Annotated in this window: 24 protein-coding genes and 1 riboswitch; of the genes, 23 read left to right on the top strand and 1 reads right to left on the bottom strand. The window is 62.9% G+C overall.

Annotated features, from left to right (window positions below; translation table 11 throughout):
• Positions 1–240: 240 nt before the first annotated feature.
• Together FOI68_RS04395 and FOI68_RS04390 are read left to right on the top strand one after the other, a co-directional pair.
• Positions 241–531, top strand: a complete 291-nt coding sequence (locus tag FOI68_RS04395) for a DUF3817 domain-containing protein (RefSeq protein ID WP_143862436.1) — start codon at positions 241–243, stop codon at positions 529–531.
• A 175-nt stretch (positions 532–706) separates the two neighbouring features.
• Positions 707–1,225, top strand: coding sequence for a DUF2179 domain-containing protein (locus tag FOI68_RS04390; protein ID WP_029097852.1), 519 nt, complete (start codon positions 707–709; stop codon positions 1,223–1,225).
• Positions 1,226–1,365: 140 nt separating this feature from the next.
• Here the strand turns inward: FOI68_RS04390 and FOI68_RS04385 are convergent, their stop codons facing one another.
• On the bottom strand, positions 1,366–2,076 hold the full coding sequence (locus tag FOI68_RS04385) for a M15 family metallopeptidase (RefSeq protein ID WP_143862435.1): 711 nt from the start codon (positions 2,074–2,076) through the stop codon (positions 1,366–1,368).
• Between the two features lie 350 nt (positions 2,077–2,426).
• Here FOI68_RS04385 and FOI68_RS04380 point away from each other — a divergent pair, with 350 nt between their 5' ends.
• From FOI68_RS04380 to cobA, 21 genes are all read left to right on the top strand, one after another.
• Positions 2,427–3,254: a M23 family metallopeptidase gene (locus tag FOI68_RS04380; RefSeq protein ID WP_143862434.1), complete on the top strand. Its 828-nt coding sequence runs from the start codon at positions 2,427–2,429 to the stop codon at positions 3,252–3,254.
• 84 nt (positions 3,255–3,338) lie between these two features.
• Positions 3,339–3,860 carry a hypothetical protein gene (locus FOI68_RS04375; protein WP_029097849.1) on the top strand — a complete coding sequence of 174 codons (522 nt, stop codon included), beginning with the start codon at positions 3,339–3,341 and terminating at the stop codon, positions 3,858–3,860.
• Positions 3,861–3,951: 91 nt separating this feature from the next.
• Positions 3,952–4,165, top strand: a riboswitch (cobalamin riboswitch).
• Positions 4,166–4,368: 203 nt separating this feature from the next.
• Positions 4,369–4,917: a cob(I)yrinic acid a,c-diamide adenosyltransferase gene (cobO, locus tag FOI68_RS04370; protein WP_143862433.1), complete on the top strand. Its 549-nt coding sequence runs from the start codon at positions 4,369–4,371 to the stop codon at positions 4,915–4,917.
• Entirely contained in the window at positions 4,917–6,026 is a 1,110-nt protein-coding gene (cobD, locus tag FOI68_RS04365; RefSeq protein ID WP_143862432.1) for a threonine-phosphate decarboxylase CobD, read from the top strand. Before cobO ends, cobD begins: the two co-directional genes overlap by 1 nt.
• Entirely contained in the window at positions 5,999–6,562 is a 564-nt protein-coding gene (cobU, locus tag FOI68_RS04360; protein WP_255433359.1) for a bifunctional adenosylcobinamide kinase/adenosylcobinamide-phosphate guanylyltransferase, read from the top strand. The genes cobD and cobU overlap by 28 nt, the downstream gene beginning before the upstream one ends.
• Positions 6,559–7,299 (top strand): adenosylcobinamide-GDP ribazoletransferase, encoded by a 741-nt coding sequence (gene cobS, locus FOI68_RS04355; protein ID WP_143862431.1) that lies wholly within the window; start codon positions 6,559–6,561, stop codon positions 7,297–7,299. The genes cobU and cobS overlap by 4 nt, the downstream gene beginning before the upstream one ends.
• Before the next feature lie 5 nt (positions 7,300–7,304).
• The gene (locus FOI68_RS04350) at positions 7,305–7,886 is read left to right on the top strand and encodes a histidine phosphatase family protein (protein ID WP_238550909.1); all 582 of its coding nucleotides are present in this window, start codon (positions 7,305–7,307) and stop codon (positions 7,884–7,886) included.
• Positions 7,887–7,979: 93 nt separating this feature from the next.
• Positions 7,980–8,948 carry an adenosylcobinamide-phosphate synthase CbiB gene (cbiB, locus tag FOI68_RS04345; RefSeq protein ID WP_044898334.1) on the top strand — a complete coding sequence of 323 codons (969 nt, stop codon included), beginning with the start codon at positions 7,980–7,982 and terminating at the stop codon, positions 8,946–8,948.
• 27 nt (positions 8,949–8,975) lie between these two features.
• Entirely contained in the window at positions 8,976–10,667 is a 1,692-nt protein-coding gene (gene cobJ / locus FOI68_RS04340) for a precorrin-3B C(17)-methyltransferase (protein ID WP_143862430.1), read from the top strand.
• Between the two features lie 51 nt (positions 10,668–10,718).
• Positions 10,719–11,735, top strand: coding sequence for a sirohydrochlorin chelatase (locus tag FOI68_RS04335; protein ID WP_143862429.1), 1,017 nt, complete (start codon positions 10,719–10,721; stop codon positions 11,733–11,735).
• A 12-nt stretch (positions 11,736–11,747) separates the two neighbouring features.
• Positions 11,748–12,527 (top strand): precorrin-6A reductase, encoded by a 780-nt coding sequence (gene cobK / locus FOI68_RS04330; RefSeq protein WP_143862428.1) that lies wholly within the window; start codon positions 11,748–11,750, stop codon positions 12,525–12,527.
• Between the two features lie 82 nt (positions 12,528–12,609).
• Entirely contained in the window at positions 12,610–13,260 is a 651-nt protein-coding gene (locus tag FOI68_RS04325) for a precorrin-8X methylmutase (protein WP_029097839.1), read from the top strand.
• Positions 13,261–13,263: 3 nt separating this feature from the next.
• A complete protein-coding gene (locus tag FOI68_RS04320) occupies positions 13,264–14,379 on the top strand; it encodes a cobalt-precorrin-5B (C(1))-methyltransferase (protein WP_143862427.1) in 1,116 nt (371 codons plus the stop codon).
• Entirely contained in the window at positions 14,363–15,595 is a 1,233-nt protein-coding gene (gene cbiE, locus FOI68_RS04315; RefSeq protein WP_143862426.1) for a precorrin-6y C5,15-methyltransferase (decarboxylating) subunit CbiE, read from the top strand. Before FOI68_RS04320 ends, cbiE begins: the two co-directional genes overlap by 17 nt.
• On the top strand, positions 15,592–16,308 hold the full coding sequence (gene cobI / locus FOI68_RS04310) for a precorrin-2 C(20)-methyltransferase (protein ID WP_143862425.1): 717 nt from the start codon (positions 15,592–15,594) through the stop codon (positions 16,306–16,308). The genes cbiE and cobI overlap by 4 nt, the downstream gene beginning before the upstream one ends.
• Positions 16,305–17,087 carry a precorrin-4 C(11)-methyltransferase gene (gene cobM / locus FOI68_RS04305; RefSeq protein ID WP_035300771.1) on the top strand — a complete coding sequence of 261 codons (783 nt, stop codon included), beginning with the start codon at positions 16,305–16,307 and terminating at the stop codon, positions 17,085–17,087. The genes cobI and cobM overlap by 4 nt, the downstream gene beginning before the upstream one ends.
• Positions 17,084–18,226 carry a cobalt-precorrin 5A hydrolase gene (locus tag FOI68_RS04300; RefSeq protein WP_143862424.1) on the top strand — a complete coding sequence of 381 codons (1,143 nt, stop codon included), beginning with the start codon at positions 17,084–17,086 and terminating at the stop codon, positions 18,224–18,226. Before cobM ends, FOI68_RS04300 begins: the two co-directional genes overlap by 4 nt.
• Positions 18,223–19,611, top strand: coding sequence for a cobyrinic acid a,c-diamide synthase CobB (locus FOI68_RS04295; RefSeq protein ID WP_143862423.1), 1,389 nt, complete (start codon positions 18,223–18,225; stop codon positions 19,609–19,611). Before FOI68_RS04300 ends, FOI68_RS04295 begins: the two co-directional genes overlap by 4 nt.
• The gene (locus FOI68_RS04290; protein WP_143862422.1) at positions 19,604–21,121 is read left to right on the top strand and encodes a cobyric acid synthase; all 1,518 of its coding nucleotides are present in this window, start codon (positions 19,604–19,606) and stop codon (positions 21,119–21,121) included. The genes FOI68_RS04295 and FOI68_RS04290 overlap by 8 nt, the downstream gene beginning before the upstream one ends.
• The gene (cobT, locus tag FOI68_RS04285) at positions 21,118–22,170 is read left to right on the top strand and encodes a nicotinate-nucleotide--dimethylbenzimidazole phosphoribosyltransferase (protein ID WP_143862421.1); all 1,053 of its coding nucleotides are present in this window, start codon (positions 21,118–21,120) and stop codon (positions 22,168–22,170) included. Before FOI68_RS04290 ends, cobT begins: the two co-directional genes overlap by 4 nt.
• Positions 22,167–22,925, top strand: coding sequence for a uroporphyrinogen-III C-methyltransferase (cobA, locus tag FOI68_RS04280; RefSeq protein WP_143862420.1), 759 nt, complete (start codon positions 22,167–22,169; stop codon positions 22,923–22,925). Before cobT ends, cobA begins: the two co-directional genes overlap by 4 nt.
• Positions 22,926–22,927: the final 2 nt, after the last annotated feature.

Here is a 22,927-nt window from a genome sequence, read left to right as displayed (position 1 = left end):
TGCCGGACGTCTTCCCGATCCCCAGGAGTGGTGGCACTACGAGTACAGCTTGCTAAATTGAGCCAGACCTGATAATGCTCCACGCACAAAAAGGAGCGGGGCATCGGCTGCTGACGGGGCTTTCGTTCGCCTGCCGGGCAAGTATGAACGTATGTGGAACGAATCTGGATGTTCAACGTTTTCCAACGGTTTCGTTTATCATTCTGCTTGTGATTGGTTTTCAGCAATGGAGGTGTTCACGTGTTTCATACGCCTATCGGGCGCCTGCGCGCCGTCGGGTATGCGGAAGGCATCTCGTTTCTCGTGCTGCTCGGGATTGCCATGCCGCTGAAGTACTTCTTTCATTACCCGTTGGCCGTCACGATCGTGGGCGCGCTTCACGGCCTGTTTTTTGTGCTGTATCTGATCGCCGTTGTACACGCCGCGAGTGTGCACCGCTGGTCGTTCCTGCGGGTGCTCGGCGCGTTTGTCGCGTCGCTTTTGCCGTTCGGTCCGTTCGTGTTTGACACGCGGCTGCGCCGGGAGCAGTAGAGCCGGGCGGCAGGGTCAGGAACTGTACCGTGGAACCCGTTCAATCCGAATAGTCGGGGGGTGGACGTGGTTCTTTTTATTTGGGCCGGCGAGGGCAATTTACACCCGGTCCCGGACGTATTATAATCGAAGCCGTTTAGAGAAGACGCCCGAAAACGGGCTGGAGGGCTAACCAGTGGGATACGAGATCATTCTCATCATTGTCGGCATCAACATCCTCTACGTGTCGTTTTTTACGCTGCGCATGATCCTGGTGATCAAAGGGTACCGGCTGTTGGCCTCCCTGCTGTCGATGGTGGAGGTATTCGTCTACTTGAAAGGGTTGGCGATCGTCCTGGACAATCTGGACAACCCGCTCAATCTGGCCGCGTACTGCATCGGATGGGGAATGGGGGTCTATCTGGGATGCCGGATCGAGGAATACCTGGCACTGGGGTATGTCACCCTGCAGGTGGTCGTCGATTCGCCGGAGCTTGACCTGCCGGCAAAGATGAGAGAACACGGCTTTGGCGTCACCTCCTGGGTGGCGGATGGCAGAGACGGCAAACGGCTGGTCATGCAGGTGCTGACCAAGCGAAGCAACGAGCAAAAGCTGTGGATGCTGATCAACAACCTGGCGCCGAAAGCGTTTGTCATCTCGTTTGAGCCGAAGCACCTGAAAGGCGGTTTCTGGGTAAACCGGCTGAGAGGCTGAGGGAAGCGGCAGAGACGAACAGCGAATGCAAGCGAAAAACAGCCCGCGTGCACCGGAGGGAACACCGGCGGCACGAAGGGCTGTTTTTTGCGTGTGGGAAGCATCTCGCCCGGCTCAAATTCGGCCAGGTGACATTCGCATCATTGAACTTTTCGTTGGAACAAGTCCACAAGTCCGCCGTAGATGGCTTGTCCGTTCGTCTGCCTCGCCCAGTTCAGGGTGCCGTACTCGTAGTGCCACCACTCCTGGGGATAGTTGACGAACCCTGCTTCGGTCATCAGATGGTACAGGAGGCGGCGGTTGTCGCGGATGCGCCGCTCGGTCTCGTCCGGGGCCGCCATGCACTCGTAGTAGCGGGTCGCTGCCCGCTCGCTGAAGTCGTCAAACGCCGTGCCCATGGCCAGCCAGCCGTCCGGCCCCGCAATCGTCAGGTCGACGGCTCCGCCGGACAGGTGAGGGGCGGGCTTGTGCACGTCGACGGTGGGAGAGGCGACGTACTTGTCCAATTCGCGGGCCAGCGCCTCCCCTTCCTGCCAGCCCTGGTCGATCAGCGACTGCTTGAACCGCTCGTACAGCGAAGCCTGCACCCGATGGGAGCGCCATCCGTCCAGCACCACCAGCCGATAGCCGTCGGGAAGCCGCCCGGCCGCTTGGGCCAACCGCAGCGCCGCCCCTTCGCGCAGGTACGCTTCCGGGAGGGCACCCTGATAGCCTTGATGGTAGTAGGCGGGGTAGACGGAGATCCTGGGCGAGAGCGTCGAGAGGGGAACCAAGGGCTCGCCGCATTCCCGCAGCGGCGGTAGCAGGGCGGAATCGCTGCGCGGCTCGTGCGGAATCGGGGGGGATGTCATACGGGTCACCTCCGTGCTGTGTGTTTGAATGGTTTTGCAGCTATCGTAACGAATCATAGAGATACAGTAAACGGATTCTTTCAGCAAGGATCAATGGGCACACATCCTGCTGCGGCACAAATCCTCACGATTTTTCTTCCCGGAATGATGGCAGCAGGGGTTGGGCTAGCTGCATCGTTATCATACTTGTCATTACCGAGTACTGTTCCAGCGCTTGTGAAAGTGTTTATCTTCTCATGATAAAACACTAGATAATTCCAATATTTAAAGATGATGGTTTACAAATCTTAATATATATTATATAGTAAATATTGGTATTTGAACAAAGTTGTTATGGGGAGGTAATACTGATGCTGAAAAAGATGTATGGATTGGTATGTTCAACTTTAATGGTCGGAGCAATCATCACTCCAGGTGTATGGGCTTCTGCTACTAAGGTGGGAACAGATGAAGCAGTGGAAGTGTTGGGATCTGATGATCCGTACTACAACATGAGATGGGCGTGGCCTACAACCGATGATACGATTACGGATGACTATGGTGATGTGGGCTGGCGTTGGCACAAGGGAATAGATATTGGAGTTACCAAAGAACCAGTTTTTGCAACCGCATCAGGTGTGGTGATTCAAAGTGGGGTTTATTCCGACAAGGTAACGTATGCTATGACGATCAAACACAATGATATTGATCCGGATACCGGAAAAAACCTAATTACAAGATACTTGCATTTGGAGCCCGGAACGTTAAAGTTTACAACTAATAAAACAGTAAGCAAAGGTACAACAATTGCTACCTCTGGTAAAAGTGGAGCCACTGGTTACCATTTACACTTCGATGTAAATGCAAAAGGAATGACTTATCCGGGTGATTACGATACGTTTTCTCCCTGGGTTTTTTGGCCCGAAAAGAGACCTTCACTATTAAATATAGATCTTGGGGGAGATACACAAGGACAACACGAGGAAAAGTTCGACGATCCGGAATACTTCTTCGACTTTTTACTTATCGATTACGTTGGTAAGGACGAATTTTTTAGATGGATGGACTCTATTGAGGAGTCAGAGCGTACAATGACAAACTTTAAAAAATATTTCAAATTAACAGAAAAAGATATTAATAAGATTATGAAGACTTCATTGTCGCCTGAAAGAGAAAAGAAAATTTTGGGTAAATCCTAGATTAACTCCACTTAAAAACACTCTCATGACTTAAAGCGTGAGAGTGTTACATTTTCTATTCAATAACGAAGGAGGACAACCATTTTGCAAAGAAAAACGTACCTATACCTAACTCTTCCCGCAGCCATTGCCGCGATCTTGGTCACCTTTTATACCATTGATTCGTTTGACAGAATCTTCGTATCCTCACCAGAAAGGCAGACCGTTCGTGAAGAAGATGTGCTGCAAACCGTTGCCAGGATAAAAGACAACGTAAAAATCGGCTCATCCAAACAAGAAGTCGCCGCACTGTTCGGAGACCGTTACGTTCTCGTGGATGACCAGGGGGATCTCGAAAACGGCTGTGAAGAATTCTGGCTGTACCGCTTCTTCACAGAGGAGGATTACCAGCCTTCGGTGCCCGACCATGTCATTGATGAAGAAGGAATTCGCAGTGGAAAAGTAGGAGCAGCTTTCTTCATCGGCTGGAAAGATGAACGGGTGTACCTGTACACCATCGCTTACCTTCAAGGCCCGAATCACGATCTACATTTTTACTCCAATGTGAATGGAACCATCGAGGATGAAATCATGAATCCAGACGGCACGACAACTCGCAGCGAATAAGACAGCCCATTGAACCCCCGCTTTTTCCTTCCTATCCACGGCCACTTTTGTTATGATGGAGACAAGTGCCAGTCATGTGCGGCACAGACAGCTTCATACGGAGCAAACAGGTCTTCACCTGCGCGGACGCTTCCGGGTGGGTGAAGTTAAAAGGGAAGTTTGGTGAAAATCCAACGCGGTCCCGCCACTGTAAGAGGGGAGTTTTCCTTCACGGCGACAGCCATCCACTGCTCCAGCGGGAGTGGGAAGGAGAAGGAAAGCGGCGATCCTCAAGCCAGGAGACCTGCCTGTTTTGCGTGTGCACTGATTTCCTTCGGGTCAAAGGAAAAGGTGAGGATTGTCGTGGACGTCGTGTCGACGCTTTGCTTCCTTTGGTTTCCAGGGAAAGCAAGGCGTTTTTTGTTGTTTCTGGAAAGAAAATGTGAACGGTGTTTGCGATGGCCTACAGGGAGCGGACCGTTTGGCGTCGCGTCCCTGGTTGGCCGGCGAGAGGGGAGGAAACGGGCCGATGAACAAACCCGACAACAAGCGGGGACTGGTCCTGGTGTACACCGGGGACGGCAAAGGGAAGACGACGGCGGCACTCGGGCTGGCCGTACGGGCGACCGGGCGCGGCAAGCGCGTCTTGGTGGTTCAGTTTATCAAGTCGCCGGAGCGCACCTACGGGGAAAAGATCGTGTTTGACCGGCTGGGAATCGAGATGGTGCAGAAAGGCGTCGGCTTTACCTGGACCAAAACGCCCGAGGAGCACCGCGCCGCCCTGCGGGAAGCGTGGCGCTACGCCAAGGAGCAGGTAATGGGCGGCCAGTACGACGTGGTGATTCTCGACGAGCTGAACAACGCGCTGGCGATTGATCGTTTTCCCGTGGCGGACGTGCTGCCGCTGGACGATGTGCTGGACACGATCAAGAACAGGCCGCGCCACGTGCATCTGGTGATTACGGGACGAGACGCGCGGCCGGAAATCACGGCGATCGCCGATCTGGTGACGGAGATGAAAGCGGTCAAGCACTACTATGACGAGGGCATCCCCGCAGTCCTGGGGGTGGAGTATTGATGACGGACGTGCTGGAGGTGTTCGGCCACGGCGGCGATCTGGTCACGGCGGCGGAGCGCTTCGGCGTGGAAGCCGGGCGATTTGTGGATTTCAGCGCCAACATCAACCCGCTGGGCCCCCCAGCCCGCGTGCTGGAAGGACTGCGGGAGGCGCTGCCCCAGGTGGTTCACTATCCCGATCCGGGGCACCGGTCGTTTCGCAGCGCCTTGGCGGCGAAGCTGAACCTGCCGGCGTCGTGGCTTCTGCCGACCAACGGGGCGGCCGAGGCGATGGCCCTGGCGATCCTCGCGCTGCAGCCAAAGACGGTCGGCATCGTCACGCCCTGCTTTTCCGAATATGCCCAACTTTCCAAGCAGTTCGGCGCCCGCGTGCTGGCGTGCCCGGGCCGGGAAGAACGCGGCTTCAAGCCGGATGAGGCGGAACTGTACCGGCTGTTTGAACGGGCGGACCTCGTCTTTGTCGGTTCTCCCAACAACCCGACCGGCCTCTTGTATGAACCGGACGAACTGCTGCAGATGGCCGGCTGGACGGTCGAGACGGACACGCATCTGGTGGTCGACGAGGCGTTTCTCGACTTTGTCGCGGAAGAGCGGCAGTTTACGCTGGCCGACAGGCTTTCCCGGTTTCCGCGCGTGCTCGTGATGCGCTCGCTGACGAAGATGTTCGCCATCCCCGGGCTGCGCCTCGGCTACGCCGTCGCCGTTCCCGCGCTGATCGAACGGCTGCGGGGAAAGCAGGTGAGCTGGAGCGTCAACAGTCTGGCGCTTGCGGTCGGGGAGCTCTGTCTGGAGGAATCCGACTACGCAGCAAAAACCAGGCGGCTGATCGCCGAGGAGCGCTCCTATCTGTCCGGCGTCATCGGGGAGGAGTTGGGCTGGCGCGTCTGGCCGGGCGAGGCCAACTTTCTGCTCGTGCGCTGTCCGGCTGGGCTGACGGCGGCGGGACTGCAGGAGATGCTGGGCAGACGGGGCATTCTGATTCGCAGCTGCGCCATGTACCCCGGCTTGACGCCCGGTGATTTTCGCATCGCGGTCCGCACCCGGCAGGAAAACGACCGCCTGCTGGCGGCCTTGCGGGACGTGTGGAGCGAAAGGAGGGAGCGGCGCTGAGCCTGATCGTGGTGACCGGGGGCGTCCGCTCGGGAAAGAGCCGCTTCGCCGAAGAACTGGCCGCACAGGCGGGAAGCCCCGTCTTGTACGTGGCCACCGGCCAGGTATGGGACGAGGAAATGAAGCAAAGGATTGAGCGGCACCGGGCGCGGCGACCCCGAGATTGGGGACTGGCCGAAACGAACGGCACCCTGTCCGCTGCCCTTCCCCAAATGGAGAGGTATCCGGTGGTGCTGCTGGACTGCCTGTCGACGTGGATCAGCACGCGGCTGATGAGCGTGCCGGAAGCGTCCTGGCGGGACGAAGCGATCTCGCGGGCGCTCATGGACGAGGCGGAGCTGTGGCTGGATGCCGCCTGCAGCGGCGGCCGGACCGTGATCGCCGTGACCAGCGAGGTGGGTCTGGGCGGCGTCGCGATGACCAAGCTGGGCCGTTGGTTTGCCGACGTGCTGGGCGACGTCAACCAGTTGGCCGCCAGACGGGCCGATACCGTCTACGCCGTCCTGGCCGGCATTCCCTGGAGGATTAAAGGATGAACGCGTTTTTTCATGCACTGTCGTTTTTTACCCGCATCCCTGTTCCCTGGCTGCGCCCGTCGGAAGAAGCCTGGAAGAAGAGCGTCGCCTGGTACCCGGCTGTCGGGCTGGTGATCGGCCTTGTGCTGTGGGGAGCGCATCAGGCGGCCTTGTGGGCGTTTGCGCCGCTGACCGCTGCCGTATTGACGATGGCCTGCTGGGTCTACATCACCGGCGGGCTGCATCTGGACGGCTGGATGGATCTGGCCGACGGTCTGGGCAGCAGCCGGCCGCGGGAACAGATGCTGGCAATCATGAAAGACAGCCGGACCGGCGCGATGGGGGTGCTGGCGGCGATCGTGCTGCTTCTGGTCAAGACGGCGGCGCTGGCCGAGCTTGACCATGCGGGTCTCAGCGTCTGTCTGTTCCTGGTGCCCGCCGCCGCCCGCACGCATGTGCTGCTGGCGATCCGCTGCTGGCCGTATGTCACCGGGGAAAAGGGCATCGGCAAAAGCGTCGGCGAGGCGCTCCGTCCCTGGCACATCGGTATCGGCTATCTGCTGGTGCTGGCGTTGGGCTGGTGGATCGCCGACGTCCGGGCGGTGACTGCCGTCCTGCTGTCGCTCGCGGCCAGCCTGCTGTTTGCCCGCTCCGTCGCCCGCAAGCTGGGCGGCTTGACCGGCGACTGCTACGGCGCCCTGATCGAGAGTGCCGAAGCCGTGATGCTGCTCATCCTGATTGGGAGCTGGTGGCCGTGAGATGGATGTGGGTGAGGCACGGACAGACGGAGGAGAACCGCGCCGGCCGCTACCTGGGACACAGCGATGTGCCGCTGAACGAGCACGGCTGCGCCCAGGCGGAGCAGGTGGCCCGGCTGCTCGCTTCGGAACGTCCGTCGGCGCTGTACACCAGCGATTTGCTCCGCTGCCGGCAAACGGCGGAACGGCTGGCAGCGGTCTGGGGACTGGAGCCCAGGGCCGTTCCCGCTCTGCGCGAGCTGTCGTTTGGCGCGTGGGAGCGGCTTACCTATGACGAGCTGATGGCCCGGGACGGCGAGCACGCCCGCCGCTGGTACGACAATCCGTTCGACTGCGCTCCGCCCGGCGGGGAGACCTTGGCCCAGTTGGGGGAGCGGGTCGATCGCTGGCTGATGCGGCTGATGAAGTCCGTCTCCATGGACGATACGGTCTGCCTGGTGACCCACGGCGGCGTCATCCGCTGGTTTCAGGCGGCCTGGGTGGAAAACGATCCCGGCCGCTACTGGCAGGTGGACGGCGTGGGCCACGGCGCCGTCCTCGTCGCCGAGTGGGACGGAAGCCGCTGGACGGCGTCGGTGCGGCGCTAGGCAGGCGGGAGATGCGGGAGATTGGAGCTTGCCTGCCTCCCGTCCGGGAAAAAGAACGGAACTTCCGTGAGTGGAAACAAAGAGAGGGACGAGATGAACGAGGCATTGATTTTGCTCGCGGCGTACTGGATAGACCGGGTGGTGGGCGATCCGCGCGGCCTGCCGCATCCGGTGGTCGGAATGGGCTGGTGCATCTTGCGGCTGGAGCGGCTGCTGCGCGCGCTGGTCAAGCGGGAAGAGCACCTGAAAGCGGCCGGCCTGCTGTTCCCGCTGTTGATCGCAGGCGGCAGCCTTGTTGTCACCTGGGCACTGCTGTACGCGGCGGGAAGGGTCCATCCCTGGCTGGCCGTCGCCCTGGAAGTCTGGCTGATTTCCGCCACGATTGCCACCAAAGGCTTGGCCGACGCCGGCATGGAAGTTTTTCATCACCTCCGGGCAGGTGATCGGGAGGCGGCGCGCCGGTCGCTCTCCATGGTCGTCGGCCGGGACACGGAGCGGCTGGACGAACCGGAGATTTGCCGGGGGGCGGTGGAGACGGTGGCGGAGAACATCGTCGACGCGATCATCTCTCCGCTGGTGTACGCCGCGCTGGGCGGCGCGCCGCTGGCGATGGCCTACCGGGCGGCCAATACCCTGGACTCGATGGTCGGCTACAAGAACGAGAAGTACCGCAATCTCGGCTGGGCGTCGGCGCGGTTTGACGACCTGCTCAACTTCCTGCCCGCCCGCCTGACCGCCCTGTTGCTCGTCGCCGCAAGCTGGCTGATGCGGCTGGACTGGCGCCAGTGCTGGGCGGTGATCCGGCGCGACGCCCGGCTGCACCCCAGCCCCAACAGCGGACTGCCGGAAGCGGGCGTGGCGGGTGCGCTCGGCGTGCAGCTTGGCGGACTCAACTACTACCAGGGCGTGCCGTCTAACCGGGCCAAACTGGGCAATCCCCTCCGGCCGCTCCGCCCGGACGACATCGGCGCGGCGGTCCGGCTGATGAAGCTGGTGTCGGTCCTGGGGCTTGTCGTCTGCATGGCGGCGGCCTTCGGGATATCCGTGAGTACGGGCGAATAGGGACGCGTTATGGAAAGGAGGCTCCTCATGAGCGGAAAATTGTTTGTCATCGGCTTTGGGCCGGGCAGTTTCGACCACATCACCAAGCGGGCCCGGGAAGCGATCGAGGAAAGTGACGTGATCATCGGGTACACCACCTACGTGGACTTGATCCGCGGCCTCTTGACCGGTCAGGAGATCGTCAGCACCGGCATGACGGAAGAGGTGAGCCGGGCGAGGGAAGCCGTCCGGCAGGCGGAAGCGGGCAAAAAGGTGGCGGTGATCTCCAGCGGCGACGCGGGCGTGTACGGCATGGCCGGGCTGGTCTACGAAGTGCTGGTGGAACAGGGCTGGACGCGAGCGAACGGCGTGGAGGTGGAGGTGATTCCCGGCATCTCCGCGATCAACTCCTGCGGGGCCCTGCTGGGGGCGCCGATCATGCACGACGCCTGCACCATCAGCCTGAGCGACCACCTGACGCCGTGGGAACTGATCGCCAAGCGGATCGACGCGGCGGGGCAGGCCGATTTCGTCATCGCCCTGTACAACCCGCGCAGCGGACGGCGGACGCGTCAAATCGTGGAGGCGCAGCGCATCCTGCTCCAGTACCGCTCGCCCGACACCCCGGTCGGCATCGTCAAAAGCGCCTATCGGGAGCGGGAGCGGATCGAGCTGACCACGCTGGCCAACATGCTGGAGCACGACATCGGCATGCTGACGACGGTGATCATCGGCAACTCCTCCACCTTTGTCTACGACGGCCTGATGATTACACCGCGCGGCTATCAGCGCAAGTATACGCTGACGACAGACGAACAGGCGCTGAAGCCCCACCAGCGCCTGCGGGTGGAAAACGAGCCGTGGTCGCTGGAAGCGCAGGCGGGAAGCGGCGGAGTTCATGCAGCGCCATCCCCTGCCTCGGAGGAGTCCGCCACGGCTGTCCTGGACGCGTCGACCGGACAGCGGGAGCAGCCTGACGCCGACAGGACGCCGTACGAGTGGGCGATGCAGGCGCTCGCCGCGCTTCATGCGGACAAAGGACCAGAGACGGCTGCTCTGCAGGCTGGCAGTCCCCCCAGCGGGTTTGTGCCCGAATTGATTTTCGAGTGCGCGGTCAGCCCGGGAGTGGCAAACAAGAAGTTTACCCCCCAACAGATGCTCGCGCTGGCCGAGTTGGCGGGAGAAAAAGGGGAAATCGAATACACGCCGCATCACCAGATCATTTTGCGCGTCCCGACCGCCGATCCCGGCGCGGTGACCGAACGCCTGCGCCAACTGGGGCTGGTGCTGATGCCGACCGGTGACGTGGTGCAGGTGAAAGCGTGCGACTTCTGCGACGGGGAGAAAAAGGACGGGATCGCCTACGCGGAGGAGATTCACCAAAAGCTGGGCGGCCAGGAGATGCCCAAGGAGCTGAAGATCGGGTTCAACGGCTGCGGCATGGCCTGCTACGGCGCGGTCAAGGAAGACATCGGCATCGTCTTCCGCAAAGGAAAGTTTGACCTCTTCCTCGGAGCCAAAACGGTGGGGCGCAACGCCCATGCCGGCATACCGGTGGCGGAGGGCATCGCGCCGGAGGAAATCGTGCCGCTGATCGAGCGGATCGTGGCTCGTTACAAGCGGGACGCCTTCCCGAACGAACGGTTCCACAAGTTTTTCCAGCGCGTCGGCGAGATCGAGGGATTTGTCTGGCGGGAGCCGGCCGCGCCCAAGATTGAAAACGCCGTCTGCGGGGATTGAGCGCACCCGCCGGGCCGGAGCGGGCCCGCAAGCGAAAAAGGAGGACGAGAAATGGACGCGGTGTTGTTTGTCGGCCACGGGAGCAAGGATCCCGAGGGCAACGAAGAGGTCAGGCAGTTTGTGGCCTCGCTGGCCCCGGAACTGGACGTTCCCATTATCGAGACGTGTTTTCTGGAGTTTGAACGGCCGGACGTGCTGCAGGGATTGGACGCCTGCGTGAAGAGAGGGGCGACCCGGGTGGCGGTCATCCCGATCATCCTGTTCTCCGCCGGCCACGCCAAGATTCACATTCCGGCGGCCATCGACGAGGCGAAGGAAAAGCATCCGCACGTGCAGTTTATCTACGGGCGGCCGATCGGCGTCCACGAACAGGTGCTGGACATTCTGGCGGCGCGCATGGCGGAAGCCGGCTTCGCCTCCGGTGCGGATGACGAAGACCTGGCCGTGCTGATCATCGGCCGGGGCAGCAGCGACCCGGACGCCAACAGCGACATCTACAAGATGTCCCGCCTGTTCTGGGAGCGGTGGAGGTCGAAATGGGTGGAGACGGCCTTCATGGGCGTCACCTTTCCCCTGTACGAAGAAGGGGTGGAGCGCTGTCTCAAGCTGGGGGCGCGCCACGTGGTGGTGCTGCCGTACTTTTTGTTTACCGGCGTGCTGATCAAGCGGATGGCCGACCAACTGGAGCGGTTCCGCGCGCGCTACCCCGAAGCCCGCTTCACGCTGGCGGAATATTTCGGCTACCACCCGCTGCTGAAGGCCGTGCTGAAAGAGCGGGTGGAAGAGGCGCTGCACGGCGAAGTGAAGCTGAACTGCGACACCTGCCAGTACAGGCTGGCGGCGATGGAGCACATCGGCTATCACCACCACCATCATCACGACCACGATCATGGCCACGGGCATCATCACGGTCACGATCACAGTCACGATCATAACCACGGCCACGATCACAGCCACGGCCACGATCACAGCCACAGTCACAGTCACGGCCACAGTCACGATCACAGCCACGGCCACCATCACAACCACGACCACCATCACGACCGCGTACGGCACGCGACGAAGTAGGAGGGACGAGCAATGATTCTCGTATTGGCCGGAACCAGCGACGCGCGGGAGTTGGCCCTGCGGATCAAGGCGGCGGGGTACGACCTTTTGACCACCGTCGTGACGGAGAACGCCGCCAAAAGCATGGAGGAAGCCGGTTTGCCGGTGCAGGTGGGCCGCCTGACCGCGGAGGACATCCGTCGATTGATCGAAGCCAAAGGCGTGCAGGCCGTGGTGGACGCAAGCCACCCCTACGCCGAGGAAGCGTCGAAAAACGCCATGGCCGGAGCCAGGGAAGCGGGCGTCCCCTACATCCGCTACGAGCGGGAAAGCATCGCCTCGCCCGGGCATGACAAGATCACCGTGGTGGAGGATTACGTCCAGGCGGCCGAAGTGGCGGCGCAAAAACGCGGAGTGATCATGCTGACGACCGGCAGCAAGACGCTGAAGATTTTCACCGACCGGCTGCTCGGCCTGCCGGACACGACGCTGGTCGCCCGGATGCTGCCGCGCGTGGACAACATGCAGAAGTGCGAGGAGCTGGGCATCGAGCAAAAAAACATCGTCGCCATGCAGGGGCCGTTTTCCAAGGAGCTGAACAAGGCGCTCTACAGCCATTACGGCGTGACGCTGATGATCACCAAGGAGAGCGGCAGGGCGGGCGCGTTTGACGAAAAAGTGGAAGCGGCCCTGGAGATGGGCATCGAGACGATTGTGATCGCCCGGCCGCAGATCGAGTACGGCACCACGTTTTCCGATTTTAACGGCGTCATCGGGCAGCTCCGGGAGTTGGCTGCCCCTGCCGTGGGATGAACAGCCCCCGGGACCGCTCCCGCCGGGACGGACCCGCTGAGACGGGAACGAGAGCTGCCGCAAAGAAAGGGAGGAGCGCGACATGGACTTTCGCACGGAGTTTAAACCGCTAACGGTGCAGCCGCAGGAAATCGAGGACAAGAGCTTTCAGATCATTACGGAAGAACTGGGAGAGCATCCGTTTACCGAGGAGCAGTTCCCGGTGGTGCAGCGCGTGATTCACGCCTCGGCCGACTTTGAGCTGGGGCGCAGCCTGGTCTTTCACCCGGACGCCGTCCGCGCGGGCATCGAAGCCATCCGCAGCGGCAAAATCGTCGTGGCCGACGTGCAGATGGTGCAGGTGGGCATCAGCAAGAACCGGATCGAAAAGTTCGGCGGCGAGGTGAAAGTGTACATCTCCGACAAGGACGTCATGGAAGAGGCGAAGCGGCTCAACACGACGCGGGCGATCATCTCCATGCGCAAGGCGGTCAAGGAGGCGGAGGGCGGCATTTTCGCCATCGGCAACGCGCCGACCGCGCTGTTGGAGCTGATCCGCCTGGTGAAGGAAGGAGAGGCCAAACCGGGCTTGATCATCGGCATGCCGGTCGGTTTCGTCTCCGCCGCCGAGTCCAAGGAAGAGCTGGCCAAGCTGGACGTGCCGTTCATCACCAACATCGGGCGCAAGGGCGGCAGTCCGGTCACCGTGGCGGCCGTCAACGCACTCTCGCTGATGGCGGAACGGCTGGGATAGGTCATGGCGGCAAAAGCGGCAACGGACGAAAAGGAAGCGAAACCGCTCCGCCACGGCTACACCACGGGTGCGTGCGCCGCGGCAGCGACCAAGGCGGCCCTCACCGCCCTGATCACCCAGGAGCGGCAGACGCAGTCCACCATTCCCCTGCCGGCCGGCATGGATGTGACGTTTCAACTGGAGCGCTGCGAGTGGACGGCCGACGAGGCGACGGCGGGCATCATCAAGGACGGCGGAGACGACCCCGATGCCACCCACGGCGCCTTGATCCTCAGCACGGTCACCTGGCGGGACGAGCCGGGCATGGAGCTGGACGGCGGCGTTGGCGTGGGCCGGGTGACCAAACCGGGCCTGCCGGTGCCGATCGGCGAGGCGGCGATCAACCCCGTACCCCGGAAAATGATCCGGGAGGCGGTCCAGTCCGTGCTGGAGCAGTACGGCGTGGAACGGGGCGTGCGCGTGGTCATTTCCGTGCCCGACGGAGAGGAGATCGCGAAAAAGACGCTGAACGGGCGGCTCGGCATCATCGGCGGCATTTCCATTCTCGGCACGCGCGGCATCGTCGTCCCCTTTTCCACCGCCGCCTACAAGGCCAGCATCGCCCAGGCGATCAATGTGGCCCGCGAGGCGGGATGCGAGCACATCGTGCTGTCCACCGGCGGAAAAAGCGAGCAGTTCGGCATGCAGCTGTACCCCGAACTGCCGGAGGAAGCGTTCGTCGAGATGGGGGATTTCGTCGGGTTTTCCCTGCAGCAGTGCAAGCGAAAGCAGGTGAAAAAGGTGACCCTGGTCGGGATGATGGGCAAGTTTTCCAAAGTGGCCCAAGGCGTGATGATGGTTCACTCCAAAAGCGCGCCGGTCGATTTCGGCTTTCTCGCCGGGCTCGCGGCCGAGGCGGGGGCGCCCGACGAGCTGGTGCAGCAGGCGAAGGAAGCCAACACCGCGGCCCAGGTGGGCGACATGATGGCGGACTACCCCGCCTTTTTTGCCAAGCTGTGCGAAAGCTGCTGCCGCGCCGGCCTGAAGGAAGCGGGCGGCGGCATGGAAATCGAGACCGTGCTGATTACGATGAAAGGGTCCCTGTTGGGAAGGGTGACAGTGAATGACACAGGCGATTAAGGTGATCGGAATCGGGGACGACGGGCAGCAGAGCCTGCTGCCGTTGTACCGCACATGGATCATGGAGAGCGAACTGCTGGTCGGTGGAGAGCGGCACCTCTCCTTTTTTCCCGAGTACGCGGGCGAAAAGCTGGTGCTGAAGGGAGGCCTTTCGGCGCTGGCGGACCGGCTGCGCGAGGAGAAGCGGAAAACGGTGATTCTCGCCTCGGGCGATCCGCTGTTTTACGGCGTCGGCAGCCTGCTGGCAAAAAAGCTGAACGTGGAAATTTACCCGCACCTCAGCTCGATTCAGCTCGCCTTTGCCAAGACGGGCGAGTCGTGGCAGGACGCCTACTTCGCCAGCGTGCACGGGCGCAGCATGAAGGGGCTGGCGCAGCGGATCGACGGCCGGGAAAAAGTGGCCCTGCTGACCGATCGCGAGAACAATCCCGCCGCCATCGCCCGCTACCTGCTCGCGTTCGGCATGACCGAGTACGACGCGTTTGTGGGCGAAAACCTGGGCAGTCCGGAAGAACGGACCGGCTGGTACACGCTGGAGGAGATGGCGGACGGCGCCTTTTCCGACCTGAACGTGGTGATCCTGCGCAAGCGGCGGGAGAGCCCCGTCTGGCCGCTCGGCATCGCCGACGAGGAGTTTTCCCAGCGTAAGCCGGACAAAGGGCTGATCACGAAAAAGGAAGTGCGCGTTCTCAGCCTGGCCCAGATGCAGCTTCACGCCACAAGCGTTGTCTGGGACATCGGCACCTGCACCGGTTCGGTGGCGATTGAAGCGGCACGCATCGCCCGGGAAGGCGAGGTGTACGCGGTGGAAAAAAACGCGGACGATCTGGAAAACTGCCGCCAGAACATGGCCAAGTTCCGCACCGACTTCACCGTCGTGCACGCCAGGGCGCCGGAAGGACTGGACCAGTTTCCCGACCCGGACGCGGTCTTTATCGGCGGCAGCGGCGGCGAACTGCGGGAGCTTTTGCACGTGTGCTGCAGCCGCTTGAAGCCAAACGGCCGGATCGTCGTCAACGCGGCCACGATCGAGACGCTGTACGCGGCGACGCAGGCGTTTGCGGAGGAACACTTTGAGACCTCGGTGACGCTGGCGCAGCTGTCGCGCAGCAAGCCGATCCTGAACATGACCCGGTTCGAAGGACTCAACCCCGTCTACATCATCACCGCCTGGGCCAAGCAGGAGGAGAAAGAGAGAGGAGGAGACAGCGCGTGAGCAGGATTGGAACCCTGTACGGCATCGGCGTCGGCCCCGGCGATCCGGAGCTGATCACGGTCAAGGCATTTCGCCTGCTGCAGCAGTCGCCGGTGGTCGCCTACCCGAAAAAGCGGATGGGCAGCAAAAGCTACGCCCACCAGATCGCCGAGCTGTACGTCAAGCCTTCGGAAGGCAAGGAGATGCTCGGACTGGTCTTTCCCATGACCAAGGACAAGGAAGTGCTGGAGCGGGAGTGGGCCAACACGGTGGAGCTCGTCTGGGAGCGTCTGCGCCAAGGCAAGGACGTCGCCTTTGTCACCGAGGGCGATCCGCTGTTTTACAGCACCTTTATTCACATGATGCGGGTGATGCAGGCGGCGCATCCCGAGGTGCCGATTGTCTCCGTGCCGGGCGTCTCCTCGTTTCTCGGCGCCGCCTCCCGCCTCGGCCTGCCGCTTGCGGACGGCGACGAGCAGATCGGCATCATTCCGGCCACGGACGACCGGGAGGCGATGAGACAGGCGCTGCTTTCGCACGACTGCGTCGTCTTTTTGAAGGTGGCCAAGGTGCTGCCGATGATCATCGGGCTATTACGCGATCTGGACCTCGTCGACAAGGCGGCCGTCGCCACGAAAGTAACCTCCGCCGAAGAGATGGTGTGGACAGACGTCCGGGAGCTGGAGCGGGCGGAGCTCGGCTACCTCACGCTGATGGTGGTGAAAAAGACATGAAACTGTACATCGTGGGAGCGGGTCCGGGCGACCCGGATCTGATTACGGTGAAAGGGCTGAAACTGCTGCAGCAGGCGGACGTCGTCCTCTACACCGACTCGCTCGTCAGCGACGAACTGGCGGCCAAGGCCAAGCCGGGCGCGGAAGTCCTGCAAAGTTCCGGCATGGCGCTGGAAGAGATGGTGGAGCTGATGGTCGACCGCGTCCGCCAGGGGAAGACAGTGGTCCGGCTGCACACCGGCGACCCGTCCGTCTACGGGGCGACGATGGAGCAGATCGCCCTCTTGAAACGAGCGGGCATAGACGTGGAGATCGTGCCGGGCGTCAGCTCCGTCTTTGCCGCGGCGGCGGCGCTGGGGGCGGAATTGACCATCCCCGAGCTGACGCAGACGCTGATCCTCACCCGGGCGGAGGGGCGCACCCCGGTGCCGGAGCGGGAAAAGCTGCGCGCGCTGGCGGAGCATCACTGCACGATCGCCCTCTTTTTGAGCGCCACCCTGACGAAAAAAGTGGTCCGCGAGCTGACGGAAGCGGGCTGGAGCGAAGATACGCCGGTGGCGGTGGTGCAGCGGGCGAGCTGGCCGGATCAGGTGATCGTCCGCACCACGCTGAAACATCTGGACGAAGAGATGGGCAAGCACGGCATCCGCTCGCACGCGATGATTCTGGCCGGCTGGGCGCTTGACCCGGCCATTCACGAAAAGAGCGGGCAGCACCGCTCCAAGTTGTACGACAAAACCTTTACCCACGGGTACAGAAAAGGTGTGACAGAGGGATGATCATCGAACTGACGGAAGGAGAGATCCCCGCCATCGAGCAGCGGGGAGACTACGCGATCATCGCCATCACCAAGCACGGTGTGGAGATGGCGCGCCGGCTGCACGAGTCGTTTCCGGGGACCGATCTCTACTACATGAGCAAGTTTGCCAAGGGCGACGAGGCGGCAAAGGGCATCCAGCTCTTTTCCGGCAGCGTCCGCCTGCTGTTTCCCGCGCTCTGGCCGGCCTACAAGGGACTGATCGTGATCATTTCACTTGGCGCCGTCGTGCGGATGATCGCGCCGCTGTTGGAGGACAAAAAGACCGATCCCGGCGTGGTGGTGATCGACGACAAGGGGGAACATGTGATCAGCGTGCTGTCCGGCCACCTCGGCGGCGCCAACGAACTGGCGCGGGAAGTGGCAGCGGTGATGGGGGCACGGCCGGTGATCACGACTGCCTCCGACGTGCAGAAGACGATTCCCGTCGACCTGTTTGGCCGCCGTTTCGGCTGGGAGTGGGAGTCGGCGGACAAACTGACCCCGGTCAGCGCCTCCGTGGTCAATGAGGAACGCGTCGCCGTGGTGCAGGAGTCGGGGGAGCGCCACTGGTGGATGCACGACACGCCGATGCCTCCCAACATTCGGGTGTACGCGTCCATTCCGGATGCGCTGGCTGACCGGCCGCAGGCAGCGCTGGTGGTGACGCACCGCCTGCTGACCCGCGAGGAAGAAGCGATTTTGGACAACGGGGTCCTGTACCGGCCCAAGGTGATCGTGCTCGGCATCGGCTGCAACCGGGGAACGTCGGCGGAAGAGATCGAAGCGGTGATCAGGGAAACGTTGGAGGAGCTGAAGTTCTCCCTCAAGAGCGTCAAGGCGGTGGCCACGATCGAACTGAAAAAGGATGAAGCGGGCCTGATCGCCGTGTGCGAAAAATACGGCTGGCCGTTTGTCTGGTATGCGCCGGAAGAGCTGAACCGCGTGCCGATGGAGGAGCCGTCGGACACGGTGTTCAAGTACACCGGCGCGTACGGGGTGAGCGAACCGGCGGCCAAGCTGTACGCGGGCGTCGACAAGCTGGTGCTGACCAAGAAAAAATCGGGCAACGTCACCATCTCCGTGGGACTGATGCCGTACGGCGGGGAGGGACGCCCATGAGCGCGAACGACCGCCGGATCGTGATCGCCGGAACGGGCAGCGGCGCCGGCAAGACGACCGTCACCATCGGCCTGATGGCGGCCCTGAAGCGAAAAGGGTACGCCGTCCAGGGGTTCAAGTGCGGCCCGGATTACATCGACCCGACCTACCACACGGCGGTGACGGGACGGGTGTCGCGCAACCTGGACAGTTGGATGCTGCCGCACGACACCGTCCGGGAGATCTTTGCCCGGGGCTCGGAGGGGGCGGACATCGCCGTGATCGAGGGCGTGATGGGCATGTACGACGGCAAGGAGCCGACCAGCGACCGGGGCAGCACGGCGGAGATCAGCCTGCTGACGGCTTCGCCCGTGCTGCTGGTGGTCAACTGCCAGAGCATGGCCCGCAGCGCGGCGGCCATCGTCAAGGGCTTTCAAATGCTCAACCCGCAGGTGAAGATCGTCGGAGTGGTCGCCAACAAAGCGGGCAGCGAGGGGCACTACCAAATCGTCAAGGCTGCCGTCGAGCAGGAGTGCGGAGTGCCGGTGGTCGGCTACCTCAAGCGGGAGGCCGACCTGGAAATTCCCGAGCGCCATCTCGGCCTGGTGCCGTCGGTGGAGCGGGGCGAACTGCAGCCGCTGTTTGACCGCCTGGCCGAACGGGTGGCGGAGACGGTGGATGTGGACCGGGTCTGGGAGCTGGCGCAGGCGGAGCCGTTTCATGTGGAGCGGAAGCTGTTTGCTCCCGTCTCCGCCGTCCCCGGGGAGAAACGGGTGAAGATCGCCGTCGCCAAGGACGCGGCGTTCCACTTCTACTATCCGGAAAACCTGGAGCTGTTGGAGGCAAACGGGGCGGAACTGCTCTTTTTCTCCCCGCTGGCCGGCGAGCCCGTTCCGCAGGAGGCGGACGGCCTCTACATCGGCGGCGGGTTTCCCGAGGAGTTCGCTGCCGAGCTGTCGCGCAACCGGACGGTGCTGGAGTCGTTCCGCCGGGCGGTGCGGGCCGGACTGCCGACGCTGGCGGAGTGCGGCGGATTCATGTACCTGACCGACGCGATCGTGACGACGGACGGACGCACCTACCCGATGGCCGGTATCATCCCCGGCACGGTGACGATGCAGAAGCGGCTGGCCGCGCTCGGCTACCGGGAGGTGCGGGGGACGGCGGAAAACTTCCTGATCGGCCCGGACGAACAGGCCCACGGGCACGAGTTTCACTACTCCACGTTTGCGGCTGACCTCAAGCTGCCGCACGCGTACGAGACAAAGGGGCTGCGCGGCACGAAACCGGAGGGGTACGCCCGCGACAATCTGGTGGCCGGCTACACCCATCTGCACTTCGCTTCCAACCCCGCCCTGCCCAAGCGCTGGGTGGAGCGGTGCCTGGAGGTGAAGGCGCGTGGCTAAGGCGCTGCCGCTGATGATTCAGGGAACCAGCTCCGACGCGGGCAAAAGCGTGTTGGCGACGGCCTTTTGCCGCATCTTTGCCCAGGACGGCTACAAGACGGCTCCCTTCAAATCGCAAAACATGGCGCTCAACTCCTACGTCACCCTGGACGGCAAGGAAATCGGACGGGCGCAGGGCGTACAGGCGGAGGCGGCCGGCGTCGTCGCCACCACCGACATGAATCCGATTCTGATCAAGCCGACGCGGGACGCGGAGTCGCAGATCGTGGTAAACGGCGAACCGTACGCCAACATGAAGGCGCTCGCCTACCGCAGCGATTTTTTCGAGGAGGGACTGCGCGTGATCCGGGAAGCGTACGGTCGGCTGGCCGCTGCGTACGAGCGGATCGTGATCGAAGGGGCGGGGAGTCCGGCCGAGGTCAACCTGAACGATCGGGAACTGGTCAACATGCGGGTGGCCCGCCTCGCCAACGCGCCGGTCATCCTGGTGGCCGACATCGAACGGGGCGGCGTCTTCGCCAGCCTGGTGGGCACGCTGCAGCTCCTGGAGCCGCAGGACCGGGAGCGGGTGATCGGCGTGATCATCAACCGGTTCCGCGGCGATTTGTCCCTGCTCCAGCCGGGGCTGGACTGGTTTGAACAGTACACGGGCAAACCGGTGCTGGGCGTCGTTCCGTTCATTCCCGACTTGTGGATCGACGCGGAGGATTCGCTCATCCTGCACCGCTACCAGGGGCAAAAGGAAACGGCACGGGAGATCGATGTCGCGGTGATCCGCTATCCGCGCATTTCCAACTTTACCGACGCCGATCCGTTTTTCGTCGAGCCGGACTGCACCGTTCGCTATGTCACCCGGCCGGAAGAGCTGGGGCAGCCCGATCTGATTCTGCTCCCCGGCAGCAAAAACACGCTGGAAGACCTCTTGTTCCTGCGGGAGACGGGTCTGGAGCGGGAGATTCTCTCGCTGCACGCGGCGGGCCGCTCGTTTCTGGTCGGCCTGTGCGGCGGCTATCAGATGCTGGGGCGGACGGTCAGCGACCCGGACGGTGTGGAGTCGCCCCGCCAATCGGTGGCGGGCATGGGATTGATCCCGATGACGACCACGCTGGAGCGGCGCAAAACCACCGTCCTGTGCAGCGGCGAGGCGTCGTTCGCGGGCAGGCGGATTCGGCTGGAGGGGTACGAGATCCACATGGGCCGTTCCGTATTTGCCGACGGGGTCTCCCCGTTCATCCGGCTCGCCGATCGCGCGGACGGCTTCTGCGATCCCGAGCGGCGGGTGCTCGGCACGTATGTTCACGGGCTGTTTCACAACGATGAATTCCGCTGGCTGCTGCTCGACGAGCTTCGCGCGCGGAAGGGGCTGGCGCCGCTTGGCGAACGGCCGTCGTTTGTCGCGCTGCGGGAGCGGGGCTTTGACCTGTTGGCCGACTGCGTCAGGCGCCACGTCAGGCTGGATCTGATCGAGGAGCGGATGAGAGCGTTTCAGGAAAATGGGGTGGGAAGATGAAAACCGAATGGACACAACCGTATGTAAAGATTGAGCCGCTGAACGAAGCGGCGGCGGCTGAGGCCAGACGCCGCGTGGATCAGCTGACCAAGCCGCTGGGAAGCCTGGGCCGGCTGGAGGAGCTGGCTGTCCGGCTGGCGGCGATGACGGGCAGCGCGCTTCCTTCCGTAACACCGCCCGGCGTGCTTGTCTTTGCCGCCGACCATGGCGTGACGGCCGAGGGGGTCTCCGCCTACCCGCAGGAAGTGACCGCCCAGATGGTGGCCAACTTCGCGGCCGGGGGAGCGGCGATCAACGTCTTTTCCCGCCAGATCGGAGCCCTGCTGCACGTGGTGGACGTGGGGGTAGCTGCCGATGTGGAGGCGCCTGGCGTGTGGCGAAAAAAAATCAGGCCGGGCACCGGCAACCTGCTGCGGGAGGAGGCCATGACGCCGGAAGAGGCGGAGCGCGCCGTACAGGTCGGCCTGGAGTGTGCCGGGGCGATCGTTGACGAGGGCGCGAAGCTGTTGATCATCGGCGAGATGGGCATCGGCAACACGACGGCCAGCAGCGCCCTGCTGGCGGCGCTGAGCGGGGCGGAACCGGATGAGCTGGTCGGCCGCGGGACGGGCGTCGGCGACGCGGCGTGGGAGCGGAAAAAAGCGGTCGTCAAACAGGCGCTCGCCCGGCATCGTCCGGACCCGGCCCGGCCGTTGGAGGCGCTGGCCAAAGTGGGCGGCCTGGAAATCGGCGCGATGGCGGGAGCCGTGCTCGGCGCCGCGGCGCGGCGCATCCCCGTACTGGTGGACGGCTTCATCTCCACGGTGGCGGCACTGCTGGCCGTCCGCCTCTGTCCGGGAGCGGCCGACTATCTGATCGCCGGTCACCGCTCCCAGGAGCCGGGCCATCTCCATGCGCTCCGGGCGCTGGGCAAAGAGCCGCTGATCGACCTGGGCCTCAGGCTCGGCGAAGGCAGCGGGGCGGCGGTGGCGTTTCCGATCGTGGAGGCGGCCACCCGGATGATTCGGGAGATGGCGACATTTGAGTCGGCAGGGGTGAGCAGCCGATGACGCAGCGCGGCAAGGTATACCTTGTCGGGGCGGGGCCGGGCGATCCCAAGCTGATCACCGTCAAAGGGCTGGAGTGCCTGCGCCGGGCGGACGTCGTCATCTACGACCGCCTGGCCAATCCGACGCTGCTGGAGCACGTCCGGGATGACGCGGAGCGCATCTACTGCGGCAAACTGCCGGACAACCACACGATGCGGCAGGAGGCGATCAACGCGCTTCTGGCGGAAAAAGCGCTGGAGGGCAAAACGGTCGTCCGGCTCAAGGGCGGAGACCCGTGCGTGTTTGGCCGGGCCGGTGAAGAAGCCGAGCATCTGGCCCAAAGAGGCGTCCCGTTTGAGATCGTTCCCGGCGTCACGGCCGGCATCGCCGCTCCGGCCTACGCCGGCATCCCCGTCACGCATCGGGAGCACGGCTCTTCCTTTGCCGTGGTGACCGGGCACTTGAGCGGCGGCAAATCGGGAGAGGACGAGGAAAAGTGGCGGGCGCTGGCACGCGGCGTGGACACGGTCGCCTTTTACATGGGGATCGCCAATCTGCCGCTGATTTGTGCCCGGCTCCTGGAACATGGCCGCCGGCCGGACACGCCCGTCGCCGTGATCGCCAGGGGAACGCTGCCGGAGCAGGCGACGGTGACCGGGACGCTGGCCACCATCGAGGAAACGGTCCAGCGCCACCCCGGCATCTCCAACCCCGCGATCATTCTGGTCGGCGACGTGGTACAATTGCGGGAGAATATCAAGTGGTTCGAGGAGTGAGG

This window comes from Brevibacillus sp. LEMMJ03, assembly GCF_007197875.1.
GTDB classification, from domain to species: Bacteria; Bacillota; Bacilli; order Brevibacillales; family Brevibacillaceae; genus Brevibacillus; species Brevibacillus thermoruber.
Note: the sequence above shows the minus strand (reverse complement) of the source record. Positions and strands in the feature narration are given on the sequence as shown.

Excerpts from the sequence above, each read along its gene's own strand:
- FOI68_RS04385 (WP_143862435.1), bottom strand. The coding sequence starts at position 2,076 with ATGACATCCCCCCCGATTCCGCACGAGCCGCGCAGCGATTCCGCCCTG.
- FOI68_RS04380 (WP_143862434.1), top strand. The coding sequence starts at position 2,427 with ATGCTGAAAAAGATGTATGGATTGGTATGTTCAACTTTAATGGTCGGA.
- cobO (WP_143862433.1), top strand. The coding sequence starts at position 4,369 with ATGAACAAACCCGACAACAAGCGGGGACTGGTCCTGGTGTACACCGGG.
- cobD (WP_143862432.1), top strand. The coding sequence starts at position 4,917 with ATGACGGACGTGCTGGAGGTGTTCGGCCACGGCGGCGATCTGGTCACG.
- cobS (WP_143862431.1), top strand. The coding sequence starts at position 6,559 with ATGAACGCGTTTTTTCATGCACTGTCGTTTTTTACCCGCATCCCTGTT.
- FOI68_RS04350 (WP_238550909.1), top strand. The coding sequence starts at position 7,305 with ATGTGGGTGAGGCACGGACAGACGGAGGAGAACCGCGCCGGCCGCTAC.
- cbiB (WP_044898334.1), top strand. The coding sequence starts at position 7,980 with ATGAACGAGGCATTGATTTTGCTCGCGGCGTACTGGATAGACCGGGTG.
- cobJ (WP_143862430.1), top strand. The coding sequence starts at position 8,976 with ATGAGCGGAAAATTGTTTGTCATCGGCTTTGGGCCGGGCAGTTTCGAC.
- FOI68_RS04335 (WP_143862429.1), top strand. The coding sequence starts at position 10,719 with ATGGACGCGGTGTTGTTTGTCGGCCACGGGAGCAAGGATCCCGAGGGC.
- cobK (WP_143862428.1), top strand. The coding sequence starts at position 11,748 with ATGATTCTCGTATTGGCCGGAACCAGCGACGCGCGGGAGTTGGCCCTG.
- FOI68_RS04325 (WP_029097839.1), top strand. The coding sequence starts at position 12,610 with ATGGACTTTCGCACGGAGTTTAAACCGCTAACGGTGCAGCCGCAGGAA.
- FOI68_RS04320 (WP_143862427.1), top strand. The coding sequence starts at position 13,264 with ATGGCGGCAAAAGCGGCAACGGACGAAAAGGAAGCGAAACCGCTCCGC.
- cbiE (WP_143862426.1), top strand. The coding sequence starts at position 14,363 with ATGACACAGGCGATTAAGGTGATCGGAATCGGGGACGACGGGCAGCAG.
- cobM (WP_035300771.1), top strand. The coding sequence starts at position 16,305 with ATGAAACTGTACATCGTGGGAGCGGGTCCGGGCGACCCGGATCTGATT.
- FOI68_RS04300 (WP_143862424.1), top strand. The coding sequence starts at position 17,084 with ATGATCATCGAACTGACGGAAGGAGAGATCCCCGCCATCGAGCAGCGG.
- FOI68_RS04295 (WP_143862423.1), top strand. The coding sequence starts at position 18,223 with ATGAGCGCGAACGACCGCCGGATCGTGATCGCCGGAACGGGCAGCGGC.
- cobT (WP_143862421.1), top strand. The coding sequence starts at position 21,118 with ATGAAAACCGAATGGACACAACCGTATGTAAAGATTGAGCCGCTGAAC.
- cobA (WP_143862420.1), top strand. The coding sequence starts at position 22,167 with ATGACGCAGCGCGGCAAGGTATACCTTGTCGGGGCGGGGCCGGGCGAT.